Annotated in this window: 15 protein-coding genes and 1 pseudogene; 8 read left to right on the top strand and 8 right to left on the bottom strand. The window is 59.6% G+C overall.

The window, feature by feature from the left end; all coding sequences use genetic code 11:
* The first annotated feature begins 121 nt into the window (after positions 1-121).
* The 3 genes from QF043_RS04785 (at position 122) to QF043_RS04775 (ending at position 3,362) form a co-directional block, all read left to right on the top strand.
* On the top strand, positions 122-433 hold the full coding sequence (locus tag QF043_RS04785) for a DUF962 domain-containing protein (RefSeq protein WP_307417663.1): 312 nt from the start codon (positions 122-124) through the stop codon (positions 431-433).
* Between the two features lie 1,446 nt (positions 434-1,879).
* The gene (locus tag QF043_RS04780) at positions 1,880-2,062 is read left to right on the top strand and encodes a hypothetical protein (protein WP_017139170.1); all 183 of its coding nucleotides are present in this window, start codon (positions 1,880-1,882) and stop codon (positions 2,060-2,062) included.
* 103 nt (positions 2,063-2,165) lie between these two features.
* Positions 2,166-3,362, top strand: a complete 1,197-nt coding sequence (locus QF043_RS04775) for an MFS transporter (protein ID WP_056858612.1) — start codon at positions 2,166-2,168, stop codon at positions 3,360-3,362.
* Here the strand turns inward: QF043_RS04775 and arfB are convergent.
* Positions 3,359-3,772: an alternative ribosome rescue aminoacyl-tRNA hydrolase ArfB gene (gene arfB, locus QF043_RS04770; protein ID WP_016975416.1), complete on the bottom strand. Its 414-nt coding sequence runs from the start codon at positions 3,770-3,772 to the stop codon at positions 3,359-3,361. The two genes, QF043_RS04775 and arfB, sit on opposite strands and share 4 nt — an antisense overlap.
* 57 nt (positions 3,773-3,829) lie before the next feature.
* Here arfB and QF043_RS04765 point away from each other — a divergent pair, with 57 nt between their 5' ends.
* Entirely contained in the window at positions 3,830-4,207 is a 378-nt protein-coding gene (locus QF043_RS04765) for a cytochrome c (RefSeq protein ID WP_058422262.1), read from the top strand.
* 59 nt (positions 4,208-4,266) lie between these two features.
* Here QF043_RS04765 and QF043_RS04760 read toward each other — a convergent pair.
* Positions 4,267-5,689, bottom strand: a pseudogene (locus QF043_RS04760) (amino acid permease).
* 648 nt (positions 5,690-6,337) lie between these two features.
* On the opposite strand from QF043_RS04760, the gene QF043_RS04755 reads away from it, so the two are divergent.
* A complete protein-coding gene (locus tag QF043_RS04755; protein WP_003175756.1) occupies positions 6,338-6,475 on the top strand; it encodes a hypothetical protein in 138 nt (45 codons plus the stop codon).
* Positions 6,476-6,548: 73 nt separating this feature from the next.
* Positions 6,549-7,508, top strand: coding sequence for a leucyl aminopeptidase (locus QF043_RS04750; protein ID WP_307417662.1), 960 nt, complete (start codon positions 6,549-6,551; stop codon positions 7,506-7,508).
* A gap of 192 nt (positions 7,509-7,700) precedes the next feature.
* Here the strand turns inward: QF043_RS04750 and rluB are convergent, their stop codons facing one another.
* The 6 genes from rluB to QF043_RS04720 all read right to left on the bottom strand — a co-directional run bounded on the left by rluB (position 7,701) and on the right by QF043_RS04720 (position 12,708).
* Positions 7,701-8,924, bottom strand: coding sequence for a 23S rRNA pseudouridine(2605) synthase RluB (gene rluB / locus QF043_RS04745; protein WP_017139164.1), 1,224 nt, complete (start codon positions 8,922-8,924; stop codon positions 7,701-7,703).
* Positions 8,925-9,068: 144 nt separating this feature from the next.
* Positions 9,069-9,260 carry a DUF1289 domain-containing protein gene (locus QF043_RS04740; protein ID WP_044267786.1) on the bottom strand — a complete coding sequence of 64 codons (192 nt, stop codon included), beginning with the start codon at positions 9,258-9,260 and terminating at the stop codon, positions 9,069-9,071.
* Positions 9,261-9,401: 141 nt separating this feature from the next.
* Complete coding sequence (scpB, locus tag QF043_RS04735; protein ID WP_307417661.1) at positions 9,402-10,370, bottom strand: SMC-Scp complex subunit ScpB; 969 nt, start codon at positions 10,368-10,370, stop codon at positions 9,402-9,404.
* A 12-nt stretch (positions 10,371-10,382) separates the two neighbouring features.
* Entirely contained in the window at positions 10,383-11,081 is a 699-nt protein-coding gene (locus QF043_RS04730; RefSeq protein WP_169875663.1) for a ScpA family protein, read from the bottom strand.
* Positions 11,082-11,201: 120 nt separating this feature from the next.
* Positions 11,202-11,831, bottom strand: a complete 630-nt coding sequence (locus QF043_RS04725; protein ID WP_017139161.1) for an L-threonylcarbamoyladenylate synthase — start codon at positions 11,829-11,831, stop codon at positions 11,202-11,204.
* Between the two features lie 13 nt (positions 11,832-11,844).
* The gene (locus tag QF043_RS04720) at positions 11,845-12,708 is read right to left on the bottom strand and encodes a PHP domain-containing protein (RefSeq protein ID WP_307417660.1); all 864 of its coding nucleotides are present in this window, start codon (positions 12,706-12,708) and stop codon (positions 11,845-11,847) included.
* Positions 12,709-12,795: 87 nt separating this feature from the next.
* Between QF043_RS04720 and QF043_RS04715 the strand changes: the two genes are divergently transcribed.
* Positions 12,796-13,392, top strand: a complete 597-nt coding sequence (locus QF043_RS04715) for a septation protein A (RefSeq protein WP_099486471.1) — start codon at positions 12,796-12,798, stop codon at positions 13,390-13,392.
* A gap of 1 nt (position 13,393) precedes the next feature.
* On the top strand, positions 13,394-13,693 hold the full coding sequence (locus QF043_RS04710) for a YciI family protein (RefSeq protein ID WP_099486469.1): 300 nt from the start codon (positions 13,394-13,396) through the stop codon (positions 13,691-13,693).
* The last annotated feature ends 33 nt before the right edge of the window (positions 13,694-13,726 follow it).

Genomic DNA, 13,726 nt, shown 5'->3' with positions numbered 1-13,726 from the left:
AAGCCAAGGATACTAAAGTGGCATCTATTGTCACTGGCTGTTACCACTGATCACTCTAGACTCAAATAAGCTCCCCGCCGAACACCTGTTGGGCGGCATCACCAGCCCAGGGCCGATCACTGTGGAAAACGTCAAAAAATTCAACAACTTCGCTGAGTTTTACCCTTACTACTTGAGTGAGCATGCCAACAGCACCTGCCGGCGCCTGCACTTTATCGGCACCACCCTGGTGATTGGGATTCTGGCCTATGCCATTGGCCGTGGCTCATTGGGCTTGCTGCTGGCCCTGCCGGTCGCCGGGTACACCTTTGCCTGGATCGGGCACTTCTTCTTCGAAAAGAACCGGCCGGCGACGTTTCAACATCCGTTTTACAGTTTGCTGGGGGATTTTGTGATGTATCGCGACATGATTTTGGGGAAGGTGCCTTTTTGAGGTGTTTGTGGGTTTTTGTGAATTTCGTGGGGGGCTGCTGCTGAGTACATATCCGTTGCTGCGGTAACGGCGGCCTATGGTTCCGCTCTTACAGCGGGTCACTTTTGGCAAACGCCCCAAAAGTAACCAAAAGGTCTGTGCCCCACCACTCGGCACCTCGCCTAGGCTCGGTGTGCCCTCACTCCGGCTTGAATCCGTGGGCCGCCGCGATGGGCCATCCTTGGCCCAGCGCGGCTAACCCGGCGTCCTGCCGGGTTACCCACGGATTCAAGCCTGCGTTCGGCCATCGTGGTTGACGGGGCGCCTCAGATCAAAAGCAAGATCAAAAGCAGAGCACGGCGGCCTGAAAGCCGACCTGAGTGGTTGAAGCAAAAGCCAGATCAAGTGCAAGTCAAAAGCCTTTCTACCTGATGCAACTCGGTCAAAATGTGGGAGCGGGCTTGCTCGCGAATGCGGTGTGCCAGTCAATTCATCTGTCACTGACCCACCGCATTCGCGAGCAAGCCCGCTCCCACAGTTGACCGCATGTGGTTTTGAAAATGAGGTCGGCTGCGGATTTGCATGCACTGAAGAGCTGCTTCTCTGTGGGAGCTGGCTTGCCTGCGATGCAAGCACCTCGGTACATCAGGTACACCGAGTTGATGCCATCGCAGGCAAGCCAGCTCCCACCTCTAACCGAGTAGGGCTCTGCTGTTGCTGTTGCTCTGGCCCTTACATCCTTTTCGATGACGAAGTCAGCGGTCTTTTGATCTGCGCTTTTGATCTTGATCTTGATCTGAAATCGCCCCGTCAAACACGATGGCCGGAATTCGACAGTGATTTGGGGGGTAAACCGGCAGGGATGCCGGTTTAGCCGCCCCGCGCCATGGATGGCGCGTGGCGGCGGCCCCCCAAATCACTGTCGGATTGCGGGCATGCCGAGCCACAGCGAGGCACCGAGTGTTGGGGCGAAGACCTTTTGGTTACTTTTGGGTCTTTCCAAAAGTGACCCGCTGTAAGAGCGGAACCAATATCAGCCATCACCCAAATAACGGATATGCCCCCAAACCCAACACCCACCCAGCCACCCAGCCACCCAGCCACCCACCCTGCGACCCCATGCCACTTGCGCAAAAGAATGAAAATTCGTAAATCCACCGACATAAAATTCTTTTTGTCATTTTCAGTGCTGTATCCTGCCAAGGCTTTTTGAGAGCGCGGAATCACCTGCGATTGATAAAACAGATCTTGCGAGGAGCGACGACGATGCACGAGATACCTAATCTCCCCTTCCCAAGCCTGCACCCAACTGAGCAGCCAACACCGCAGCAGGCCAGTGATAAACAGTCTGAGGCCAAAGAAGCAAAACCAGTCGACAGCAAACGCCAGGACTGACGCCGTACCAGACCGTGTGGAAAGCGCACTTCAAGCGCTTTCCACACTGCCTGAATCATCGAGACCCCCGCCATGACCGACACCCTCCCCGACACCCCGGACGCCGCAGTACTGGACGCTGCCTTGCAGATGATCGAAGTCTGGAACCGCCTCAGCGCCGACAAACAAGCCCTGTTGCTCAAGCGTTTCGGTACCCAGGAAAACGCCCTGGCCGCCCTGGTGACCACGCAAATGCTGGCCCCGCCTCAAGCCTGAGGTTTTTTTGCGCTGACGTTTTGCTTTTTACCGCCCTGCGCAAGCCAAAGCATCGGTATCATTAGCAGCCTATCTTTACCTGCTGCGACGGTGGACTTCCCCCATGCCAGATACCCAGCGCCCCATGGCGGTCACGCTGCAAGTCGTTTCCATCGTGCTGTTTACCTTTATCGGCTACCTCAACATCGGCATTCCCCTGGCCGTATTGCCGGGCTATGTGCACAGCCAACTGGGCTATGGCGCGGTCATCGCGGGCTTGGTGATCAGCGTGCAATACCTGGCCACCCTGCTTAGCCGTCCGTATGCCGGCAAAATCATCGATAACCTGGGCAGCAAGCGCGCGGTGCTGATCGGCTTGGTCGGTTGCGGCCTGAGCGGCGTGTTCATGTTGCTGGCTGCGTGGTTTTCCAGCCTTCCGGGCGTCAGCCTGATCAGCTTGCTGATTGGCCGGCTGGTGCTGGGCAGCGCGGAAAGCCTGGTGGGCTCTGGCGCCATCGGCTGGGGCATCGGCCGGGTCGGCGCCGCCAACACGGCCAAGGTTATCTCGTGGAATGGCATCGCCAGCTATGGCGCGCTGGCCATCGGTGCACCGCTGGGTGTGCTGCTGGTCAGCCACTTGGGGCTGTGGAGCATGGGCGTCAGCATCATCCTGCTGGCGGTGCTGGGCGTGCTGCTGGCCTGGAACAAGGAAGCCGCGCCAATTGTGGCCGGCGTGCGCCTGCCCTTTATGAATGTACTGGGCCGCGTGCTGCCACACGGCTGCGCCCTGGCATTGGGTTCAATCGGCTTTGGCACTATCGCGACGTTTATCACGCTGTATTACACCACCCAGAGTTGGGACAACGCGGTGTGGGCATTGAGCCTGTTCGGCGCCAGTTTTATTGGCGCGCGCCTGTTGTTCGGCAATTTGATCAACCGGATCGGCGGCTTTCGTGTGGCGATTGCCTGCCTGTCGGTAGAGGCACTCGGCCTGCTGTTGCTGTGGCTGGCACCCGACGCGCAATGGGCGCTGGCCGGTGCGGCGTTGAGCGGGTTTGGCTTTTCGCTGGTGTTTCCAGCACTGGGCGTAGAAGCCGTCAACCTGGTGCCGGCCTCCAGCCGTGGCGCGGCGGTGGGGGCTTATTCGCTGTTTATCGACTTGTCATTGGGTATCACCGGCCCACTGGCCGGGGCGGTGGCGGCAGGCTTCGGCTTTGCGTCGATCTTCCTGTTTGCTGCCCTGGCTGCCGTCGGCGGCCTACTGTTGAGTGTGTATTTGTACCGGCAAGCACCCAAGGCCCGCGAGGCGAGAGGCGCCTAGAAGTCGACCTTGCCGCGCCCGGCCTTGATGCTGCCGCGCTTGGTCTTGGATTCCAGGCGACGCTTTTTCGAACCCAGGGTGGGTTTGGTCGGGCGGCGCTTTTTTTCGACCTTGGTGGCGCTGAGGATCAACTCCACCAAACGCTCCAGCGCATCGGCACGGTTCTGTTCCTGAGTGCGGTACTGCTGGGCCTTGAGCACCAGCACGCCTTCACTGGTGATACGACTGTCACGCAGCGCCAGCAAACGCTCCTTGTAGAACTCCGGCAACGATGACGCCGGGATGTCAAACCGCAGGTGCACCGCGCTCGACACCTTGTTGACGTTCTGCCCACCGGCGCCCTGGGCGCGAATGGCGGTCAACTCGATCTCGGCATCGGGCAAGTGCACGTTGTTGGAAATTACCAGCATCAATCAAAAACCTTAGGCAACGGGCGACAACCACATAAACAACAAGGACGCAGGACCATGAAAAGGCTATTCATCACTGTGCTCGGCACTTTATCACTCATTCAAACGTCACTGTCCTTTGCGGACACTGCCAACGGCAAAAACCTGTATTCACAGCGATGCGCCATGTGCCACGGCCCAGACCTCAAGGCCAGCGGGCCATTGGCCAGGAAAAGCAGCCCGCCCACGCCGGACCTCACCACACCGGCTTTCAAAAAACGGCTGGCGGATTATCCGGGCGTTATTGTGTCTTCGGTGATCCTTCGCCCCAATGGCAACCTGATCCCCAAAACCCTGCAAGACAATGGTGTGAAGGTCGCGCCGCATGCCTGGAGCGTCAAGGATTTTCGCGACTTGAACGACTACATGAGTGGCGTTATTGCAAACAGCCGATAAATCTCATCGCAAAAAAATACCCCTCAATAGAGGGGTATTAATCACGGATGGAGCGCCGCTTACTTCAGCGCTGCACTCGCCGTGCTTAGCGCAGCTTCAGCACTGCGCTTGTTTTTGATCCAGTAACACACCGCCATAAACGCTACCCACACCGGGATGGCGAACACCGACACCTGAATCCCCGGAATCATCAGCATGATCACCAGGATAAACACCACGAACGCCAGGCAGATGTAATTGCCATACGGATACCACAGCGCCTTGAACAACGGCACCTGGCCGGTTCGGTTCATGTGCTGGCGGAACTTGAAGTGCGAGAAGCTGATCATCGCCCAGTTAATCACCAGAGTGGCAACCACCAGCGACATCAGCAACTCCAGCGCGTGTTGCGGGATGAAGTAGTTCATCAACACCGCCACCAGGGTGACCGCCGCCGATGCGAGGATCGAGCGCACCGGCACGCCGCGTTTGTCGATTTTGGCGAGTGCCTTGGGCGCGTCGCCCTGCTCAGCCATGCCCAACAGCATGCGGCTGTTGCAGTAGGTGCCGCTGTTGTACACCGACAATGCCGCCGTCAGCACCACAAAGTTGAGGATATGCGCGGCGGTGTTGCTGCCCAGCATCGAGAACACCTGCACGAACGGACTGCCGCTGTAGGCATCGCCGGACGCGTTAAGGGTCGCCAGCAGGCTGTCCCACGGCGTCAGCGACAACAGCACCACTAGGGCGCCGATGTAGAAAATCAGGATGCGGTAGATCACCTGATTGATCGCCTTGGGGATCACCGTACGGGGCTGGTCGGCCTCGGCGGCGGTAAAGCCAAGCATTTCCAGGCCGCCGAACGAGAACATGATGATCGCCATGGCCATCACCAAACCGCCGACGCCATGGGGGAAGAACCCACCGTGGTCCCACAGGTTGCTCACCGACGCTTGCGGGCCGCCGCTGCCGCTGACCAGCAAATAGCTGCCCAGGGCGATCATGCCGACGATGGCCACGACCTTGATGATCGCGAACCAGAATTCGGCCTCACCGAAGACTTTGACGTTGGCCAGGTTGATCAGGTTGATCAACACGAAGAACGCCGCCGCCGAAACCCAGGTCGGGATCTCCGGCCACCAGTAGTGCACGTACTTGCCGACCGCAGTCAGCTCCGACATGCCCACCAGAATGTACAGAATCCAGCAGTTCCAGCCCGACAGGAAGCCGGCGAAACCGCCCCAGTACTTGTGGGCAAAGTGGCTGAAGGAACCGGCGACCGGCTCTTCGACGATCATTTCGCCGAGCTGGCGCATGATCATGAAGGCGATGAAGCCGCAGATGGCATAACCCAGGATCATCGACGGGCCGCGCGGATTTGAGCACGCCGGCTGAGCCCAGAAACAGGCCGGTGCCGATGGCGCCACCGAGGGCGATCAACTGGATATGCCGATTTTTCAGGCCGCGTTTCAGCTCGCCTGAAGAAGATTGGGGTCCACTCATGAAAAGGGTCTCACGCAAGGTTTGAGAATGTCGAATGCAGGTTGCTGCCTTGAATTACCGACTCAAGCAGCGCCGCTCAAACCCCAGCGCAGGCACCAGGAGTACAGCGTCTTTCTAACGGTCATGCGTCACCTGTTTGTTTTTATCTGTGACGAAATCGAACCCGTCCGACTCGTGGCCGTACGGAGTGATCAGGGTGGGTAAACCCTGAGGTCTTGGCCTTACGCGTGGATACGCAAGGGGGGTCACAGTAAAACGCGGCGCATTGTACACCGCTCGACAGCTTCAGCACGCCCCAACAGGGTGCACGCGACAAACTGTCAGCTAATCCTTACAGCGGGACGCCACTGCGCAACGCCTGGGCAAACTCGTAAAACTATCGTTACACCCCGGAAACTCAGCGTTACAGCCAGACTTTTTCATCGGCTAACGGAAAACTGTCAGTGGCAAGCGTCTGAAGAATCGGTTCAGCCAATTGGCTGTTTTTTCTCGATAAAGAAACACTCCGAAAAAACAGAAGAAAAAATCCAAATGAAACCGTGTCAATAAATATTTTGCATTTTCAAACACTCTCTCCTAGGTTCTTTCACTTGCCAGCGAAGCCCGTTGGCAAGCCGTTCTCAAACAACGTCCTCTAGGAGAAACACCATGCAAGCACTGGAAAACGACCTGGAAACCGAACTGCAACTCGACGATTGGTTTGAAGCGCCGACCCATGAGGCCGCCGTTGAAATGATGCAAGCCGATGCCGTTGTGCCCTTCGGCACTGCGATGTGGCCTTTCTAACACGCGGCAGGCATCCGGCAGGTGCTGTGCACGGCACCTGCCCCCTTACCCAAGGCACAGAAGGACACCCGTCATGGACAAGGCCCGCGCCGTCGAACACTTTCTCTACTACCTCGCGCACCACCCGGCACTTAACGGCCTGAGCCGCCCTACGGTGTTGCTGGGCCATATCGAGCGCTACGACGCCATCGCCGAAGCGATCACCCATAGCAGCGCCGCACGTTTCAATTTCCAATGCCAACGGCTGGACCTGACGCCCAGCGACACCCTGGCCCACGCCATCGAAACCTGTGACCTGTACCTGTTTCTGTATGACTCTTCGACCCTGCCCAACCCACGTGCCGAAGGCCCGGATTTTATTCGCGCCCTGCAAGGCGTAATGGCCGAACACTGGAAGAAATCCCTGCTGTTCAAGGATTATGGCGACTATTTCTACGACACCTTCAGCGTCGAGCCGCAACGCATCGCCGACCTCAACGCCACGCTGATCCGGCGTATGTCCCAGGCCAACGTGCTGAGCTTTACCGACAAACACGGCTCCCGCCTTGAGGCGCCGCTGAGCAGCATCAAGAAGTGGACCAATATCAACGGGGTCGGCAACCACGACCTGGCACCGGGCGAAATCGCCACCCACAGCGAGGCCATCAATGGCCAGGTGCGGTTTGTCGGCACCTTCCTCAGCACCATTCCGTTTGCGCGCAAATACGGCGTGCTGCAATCACCGTTGGAACTGTGGATCGAGAACTCGACGGTTTGCAGCGTGGCCAGCGACGTGCCGGGGCTGGCGGATGATTTCAACAAGTACCTGAATGCCAACCCGTCCAACCGGCGCGTGGAGGAATTGGGGATTGGCACCAATGAAGGCGTGAAAGACTTGTATGCGCGCAATGCCGGCTTCGAGGAGCGCCATTGCGGCCTGCACCTGGGATTGGGCGGCGGGCAAAAGGGTAGTCATCACCTGGATCTGATCTTCGCCAGTGGCGTGTTGGCGCTGGATGACAAGCCGGTGTTCGATGGCAGATTTGCGTTCTAAACACACCTCGTTGAAACAAAGCGGATCCCTGTGGGAGCTGGCTTGCCTGCGATAGCATCACTGCGGTTTGCCTGGTAAACCGAGGTGCCCGCATCGCAGGCAAGCCAGCTCCCACACTTGAAAGCATTTCAAATCAAGGCCCCAAAAAAAACGCCAACCCGAGGGTTGGCGTTTTTTTATACCGCAATCAAATCACTGCGGCTTCTTGCGACCAAAACCCGGGCGCTGACCGGAACCTGCCGGGGCGCCACGGCGCTTGCCCGACGGCTCGTCGGCGACCAGTTTCGGACCAGGGCGTTTGTTCGCCGCTGGCTTGGCCGGGCGCTTGGTGCTGGCGTTGTCCGCTGGGCGGTCCGCTTCACCACGGTTGCTACGGCCACCGCTGGGTGCTTCACCACGGGCAGGACGCGGAGTGCGCGGTGCACGCTCGCCTTCCTGACGCGATGGCGCGGTTGGGCGACGCTCGCCTTCGATGTGCGGCTCGCGGGAGATACGCCCACCGGTTGCCGGTGCATTCAGCGCCGGGCGCAAGGTGCGGGCAACACGCTCGGTCCGCGCCACAGGACGCGAGGATTTACGCTGCATACGCTCAAGCTTGTCTTTGCTCTTGGCGTTCATCTGCGGCATGGCCACCGGCGTCAGGCCGACTTCGGCGCTGAGGATGTCGACTTCGTACTGGCTCATTTCGCGCCAGCGGCCCATCGGCAGGTCGGAGTTGAGGAACACCGGGCCGAAACGCACGCGCTTCAGGCGGCTGACCACCAGGCCCTGGGATTCCCACAGGCGACGGACTTCACGGTTACGGCCTTCCATCACCACGCAGTGATACCAGTGGTTGAAACCTTCGCCACCGGGTGCCTGCTTGATGTCGGTGAACTTGGCCGGGCCGTCTTCCAGCACCACGCCGGCCTTGAGGCGTTCGATCATCTCGTCATCGACTTCGCCGCGTACACGCACAGCGTACTCACGGTCCATCTCGTAGGACGGGTGCATCAAGCGGTTGGCCAGCTCACCGTCGGTGGTGAACATCAGCAAGCCGGTGGTGTTGATGTCCAGGCGGCCGATGTTGATCCAGCGGCCTTCTTTGGGCTTGGGCATCTTGTCGAACACGGTCGGACGGCCTTCCGGGTCGTCACGGGTGCAGATCTCGCCGTCGGGCTTGTTGTACATGATCACGCGGCGCACCGATTCGGCGGCCTCTTCACGCTTGATGACCTTGCCATCAATGGTGATTGCATCGTGCAGGTCGACGCGCTGGCCGAGGGTAGCCTCGACGCCATTGACCTTGATGCGCTTCTGGGTGATCCAGGCTTCGACGTCGCGGCGTGAGCCCACGCCGATACGCGCCAGCACCTTTTGCAGTTTTTCGCCTGCTGGGCCGATTTCCTGGCTGTCGTTCTGGTCTTGGTCGTTCATCTTAAGCACCTCCCGGTGGGTCGATTCAGGCGTGGCCTGAAGAGTGTTGAAAGCGGGGCTTTGGCCGAATAGCTCGGCAAAGGGTCGCGAATCATACGCGCATGGCGCGGGTTTCGCATCACAGACTAGTCGATAAGGCCCAAGTCATTTGCTTTTCCGCCGACCGGTGGCGCCCAGGGCCAGCAGGCGCAGCTCGGCTTCGGCCAGAACGGTGCGTTTGTCGGCTTTGTCGAGCTTCTTCCAGGCGCGGATTTCGCGTTTGCTGCGGCCACAGCCGACACAGATGTCGTCGTTGAATTTGCAGATGCTGATGCAAGGGTCTTTGGTGGAACTCATTTGAATCCTCCCTGGGAGCTGGCTTTTCTGTGGGAGCTGGCTTGCCTGCGATGGCATCACCGCGGTGTAACAGTAAGACCGAGGCGCCTGCATCGCAGGCAAGCCAGCTCCCACAGGGTTTCCATTGTCTGGCAGAGCGGGTCAGTCCTCGAACTGGCGGCGTTCGGCCTCGATGGCTTCAGCCAGCGCCCGGGCTTCGTCTTCTTCGTCGCTCAAAGGCGGCTGTTCAAGGGCGGCAACAGCGGCCAGGAGCTTTTCACGGGCTTCGGCCACGCCGAGGATGTCTTCTTCGGGTTCAGGCTCGGACTCCAGTTCCGGTTCCGGTTCCGGTTCCGGTTCCGGTTCGACTTGCGCCTCACCCTCAACGTTCACCTGGGTTTGCGGCTCAGCCGCACCATCACGCAACAAATCATCAAAGTCAGTCTTGATGCCCTGCTCCATATCATCCAGCTCGAGCAGCAAGGTATGGAAACTGGTTTCGTCCTTGGGCTCTTCCGGCTCGGCGCTGGCGTCGGCCAGCTCTTGCAGGCTGGCCGGCACCGGCGCGTCGTCGAAGTCGAGCACCGGCTCGGCTTCCATCTCGCGCAATTCGGCAAGCGGTGGCAGGTCGTCGAGGTTTTTCAAGTTGAAGTGATCGAGGAACACCTTGGTGGTGGCGAACATCGCCGGTTTGCCGGGCACGTCGCGGTAGCCGACGATGCGGATCCACTCGCGCTCCAGCAGCGTCTTGACGATATGGCTGTTGACCGCAACGCCCCGCACATCCTCAATTTCGCCCCGGGTGATCGGCTGGCGATAGGCAATCAGCGCCATGGTCTCCAGCATCGCGCGGGAATAACGCTGCGGGCGTTCTTCCCACAACCGGCCGACCCACGGGGAAAATTTCTCACGGATCTGCAAGCGATAACCTGACGCCACCTCGCGCAGTTCAAAGGCGCGACCGTCGCAGGACTTGCGCAGAATCTCCAGCGCCTTCTTGAACACTGGCGGTTCAGGGCGCTCGGCCTCTTCGAACAACTCGAACAGGCGTTCCAGCGATTGCGGTTTTCCCGAGGCCAGGAGAAAAGCTTCCAGCAAGGGTGCCAGTTCGCGGGGTTCAGTCAGATTCATCGATTCAGCTCTTTATTCGGCTCGCGCCCGCACGTGGATAGCCGCAAAAGGCTCATTCTGGACCAGCTCGACCAAGGATTCCTTGACCAGTTCGAGGATGGCCATAAAGGTCACCACCACCCCCAGGCGCCCTTCCTCTTTAGTAAACAGCTCGACAAACGGTACAAACCCGCCGCCCTTGAGGCGCTCCAGCACATCGCTCATGCGCTCGCGGGTCGACAGCGCCTCGCGGCTGACCTGGTGGCTTTCGAACATGTCACCCCGGCGCAGCACCTCGGCCATGGACATCAGCAATTCTTCCAGGCTCACATCCGGCAACAGCTTGCGCGCCCGGGCTTCCGGGGCGTCGAGCTTGGGCACCACCACATCACGGCCCACGCGGCTCAAACCGTCGATGCCTTCGGCGGCGGCCTTGAAGCGTTCATATTCCTGCAGGCGGCGGATCAGTTCGGCACGCGGGTCGTCTTCTTCGGCCTCGATGGTCTCGGAGCGCGGCAACAGCATGCGCGACTTGATCTCGGCGAGCATGGCGGCCATCACCAGGTACTCGGCGGCCAACTCCAGGCGCACAGACTGCATCAACTCGACATACCCCATGTACTGGCGAGTGATTTCCGCCACCGGGATGTCGAGGATATTGATGTTCTGTTTGCGGATCAGGTACAGCAGCAAGTCCAGCGGGCCTTCGAAGGCTTCAAGGAAGACTTCCAGCGCATCCGGCGGAATATACAGGTCCAGCGGCATTTCCATGACCGCCTGGCCATACACCATGGCAAACGGCAGTTCCTGCTGGGCGCCGGCCTGGGGATCAGCGGTTTCCACGGCCGACATTCAGGCCTCGACCATAAACGGCGTCGGGTCGCCGCAGCCCACACGCACCACTTCCGGCTCGCCATCGGCCAGGTTGATCACGGTGGACGCCTTGTTGCCGCCGTAGCCGCCGTCGATGATCAGGTCGACGTGTTTTTCCAGCAGTCGGCGCATTTCGTAAGGGTCGTACAGCGGCTCTTCTTCCCCGGGCAAAATCAGCGACACGCTCATCAACGGCTCACCCAGTTCGGCCAGCAACGCCAGGGCAATCGGGTGCTCGGGCACACGCAGGCCAATGGTGCGCTTTTTGGGGTGCAGCAACAGGCGCGGCACTTCGCGGGTGGCGTTGAGAATAAAGGTGTATGGCCCAGGCGTGTGGGCCTTGAGCAGGCGGAAGGTGCCGGTGTCGACCTTGGCGAACAACCCCAGTTGCGACAAATCGCTGCAGATCAGCGCAAAGTTGTGGTTTTTGTCCAGGTCACGCAGGCGTCTGACCCGTTCAACCGCGCTTTTATCGCCGATCTGGCAACCAATGGCGTAGGACGAATCAGTCGGGTAGATCACCACGCCACCGGCGCGAATGATCTCCACGGCCTGTTTTATCAGGCGCGCTTGAGGGTTTTCCGGATGAATCTGGAAGAATTGACTCACGTGTTCTACCTGTTCAGACGGTGGCAATAATGGGGTCATGCTTGAATCGCCCCCACAACAGCGGCAAGTCTTCCGGGACCTGGCGGTACTCGCCGATCTCGGACCAGCCGCCTGGGCCATGAAAATCACTGCCGGCGCTGACCAGCAGACCAAATTCGCGGGCAAGAATCGCCAGGCTGCCCACCTGATCAGCGGGTTGATGCCCGTTGACCACCTCGATTGCGTGGCCGCCCGCTCCAATATAGTCGGCAATCAGCTTGCGGCGTTTGCTGCGGGTGAAATCGTAATGCCAGGGATGCGCCAGGCTAACCCAGGCCCCGGCGGCGCGCAGCGTACCGACGGTGTCTTCCAGGGTCGGCCAGTGCTGCTTCACATCGCCCAACTTGCCGGCGCCCAGCCACTTGCGAAACGCTTCGGCGCGGTCCTTAACAAAACCTTCACGCACCATCCAGTCGGCAAAGTGCGGCCGGGCCGGTGCGTTGCCGCTGTCGCCCAGTTCCTGCTGGATGGCGCGGGCGCCGTCGAGCGCATTGGGCATGCCTTTAAGGCTGAGCTTGCGGCTTATTTCTTCGGACCGCAGCCAACGGCCATCGTGCAATTGGGCGATGGCCGCCACCAAAGGCGCAGCGTTTTGATCGAAACCGTAACCGAGCACATGAATGGTGGCGCCGCCCCAGGTGCAGGACAATTCCACGCCGTTGACCAGTTGCATGCCCAGCGCATGGGCCGCCGAGCGGGCCTCATCGAGGCCTTCAAGGGTGTCGTGGTCGGTCAATGACAGGACTCGCACGCCTTTTTCAAACGCACGCGCAACCAGTACCGCGGGCGCCAGGGCGCCGTCGGAGGCTGTGCTGTGGCAGTGCAAATCAACATTCACGGGCGTGTGTAACCTCAAGTCAGCTGGCGCTTTCGCTACCAAGGATGTTTGTTATTATGCCGCCACATCCAGCTTCTGGCTCTTACTGTGAAACAATTCATCGACTTCATCCCGCTGTTGCTGTTTTTCATCGTTACCAAACTCGACCCCAGGGTCATCGATATCGCCGGTCATCAGCTCTCGTTCGGGGGCATCTACAGCGCCACTGCCGTGCTGATCGTCAGTTCTATCGTAGTCTACGGCGCCATTTTCATTTCCCAGCGCAAACTGGAAAAAAGCCAATGGCTTACCCTGGTTGCCTGCCTGGTGTTCGGCGGCCTGACCCTGGCCTTTCACAGCGAAACCTTCCTTAAATGGAAAGCCCCGGTAGTGAACTGGCTGTTCGCGCTGGTGTTTATCGGCAGCCACTTCATCGGTGACCGCCTGTTGATCAAGCGCATCATGGGCCACGCGTTGACCCTGCCGGAACCGGTATGGGTGCGGTTGAACGTGGCCTGGATCGTGTTTTTCCTGTTTTGCGGCGCCGCCAACCTGTTCGTGGCCTTTACCTTCCAGGATTACTGGGTGGACTTCAAAGTCTTCGGCAGCCTGGGCATGACCGTATTGTTCCTGATCGGCCAAGGTATCTACCTGTCGCGCCATCTGCATGACACCGCCCCTACCACGCCGAAAACCGAGGATTGACATGCTCTACGCCATCATTGCCACCGACGTTGCCGATTCGCTGGAAAAACGCCTGAGCGTACGCCCGGCGCACGTTGAGCGCCTGAAAACCCTGCAAGCCGAAGGCCGTCTGGTGATCGCAGGCCCGCACCCGGCCGTCGACAGCAATGACCCAGGCGCCGCCGGCTTCACCGGCAGCCTGATCATTGCCGAGTTCGCCTCGCTGGCCGATGCCCAGGCCTGGGCCAAAGCCGATCCCTACATTGCTGCGGGCGTCTACGCTGATGTGGTGGTCAAGCCGTTCAAGCAAGTCCTGCCTTAAAGCCCGGCTGCGCTGAACCTGATAGGTTCGGCG

Origin of the sequence: Pseudomonas sp. W3I7 (assembly GCF_030816095.1) — a bacterium.
Taxonomy (GTDB): Bacteria; Pseudomonadota; Gammaproteobacteria; order Pseudomonadales; family Pseudomonadaceae; genus Aquipseudomonas; species Aquipseudomonas salomonii.
The sequence above is the reverse complement of the archived record's forward strand: the minus strand, read 5'-3'. Positions and strand labels throughout refer to the sequence as shown.

Excerpts from the sequence above, each read along its gene's own strand:
- QF043_RS04750 (WP_307417662.1), top strand. The coding sequence starts at position 6,549 with ATGGACAAGGCCCGCGCCGTCGAACACTTTCTCTACTACCTCGCGCAC.
- QF043_RS04710 (WP_099486469.1), top strand. The coding sequence starts at position 13,394 with ATGCTCTACGCCATCATTGCCACCGACGTTGCCGATTCGCTGGAAAAA.
- QF043_RS04775 (WP_056858612.1), top strand. The coding sequence starts at position 2,166 with ATGCCAGATACCCAGCGCCCCATGGCGGTCACGCTGCAAGTCGTTTCC.
- scpB (WP_307417661.1), bottom strand. The coding sequence starts at position 10,370 with ATGAATCTGACTGAACCCCGCGAACTGGCACCCTTGCTGGAAGCTTTT.
- rluB (WP_017139164.1), bottom strand. The coding sequence starts at position 8,924 with ATGAACGACCAAGACCAGAACGACAGCCAGGAAATCGGCCCAGCAGGC.
- QF043_RS04765 (WP_058422262.1), top strand. The coding sequence starts at position 3,830 with ATGAAAAGGCTATTCATCACTGTGCTCGGCACTTTATCACTCATTCAA.
- QF043_RS04740 (WP_044267786.1), bottom strand. The coding sequence starts at position 9,260 with ATGAGTTCCACCAAAGACCCTTGCATCAGCATCTGCAAATTCAACGAC.
- QF043_RS04755 (WP_003175756.1), top strand. The coding sequence starts at position 6,338 with ATGCAAGCACTGGAAAACGACCTGGAAACCGAACTGCAACTCGACGAT.
- QF043_RS04780 (WP_017139170.1), top strand. The coding sequence starts at position 1,880 with ATGACCGACACCCTCCCCGACACCCCGGACGCCGCAGTACTGGACGCT.
- arfB (WP_016975416.1), bottom strand. The coding sequence starts at position 3,772 with ATGCTGGTAATTTCCAACAACGTGCACTTGCCCGATGCCGAGATCGAG.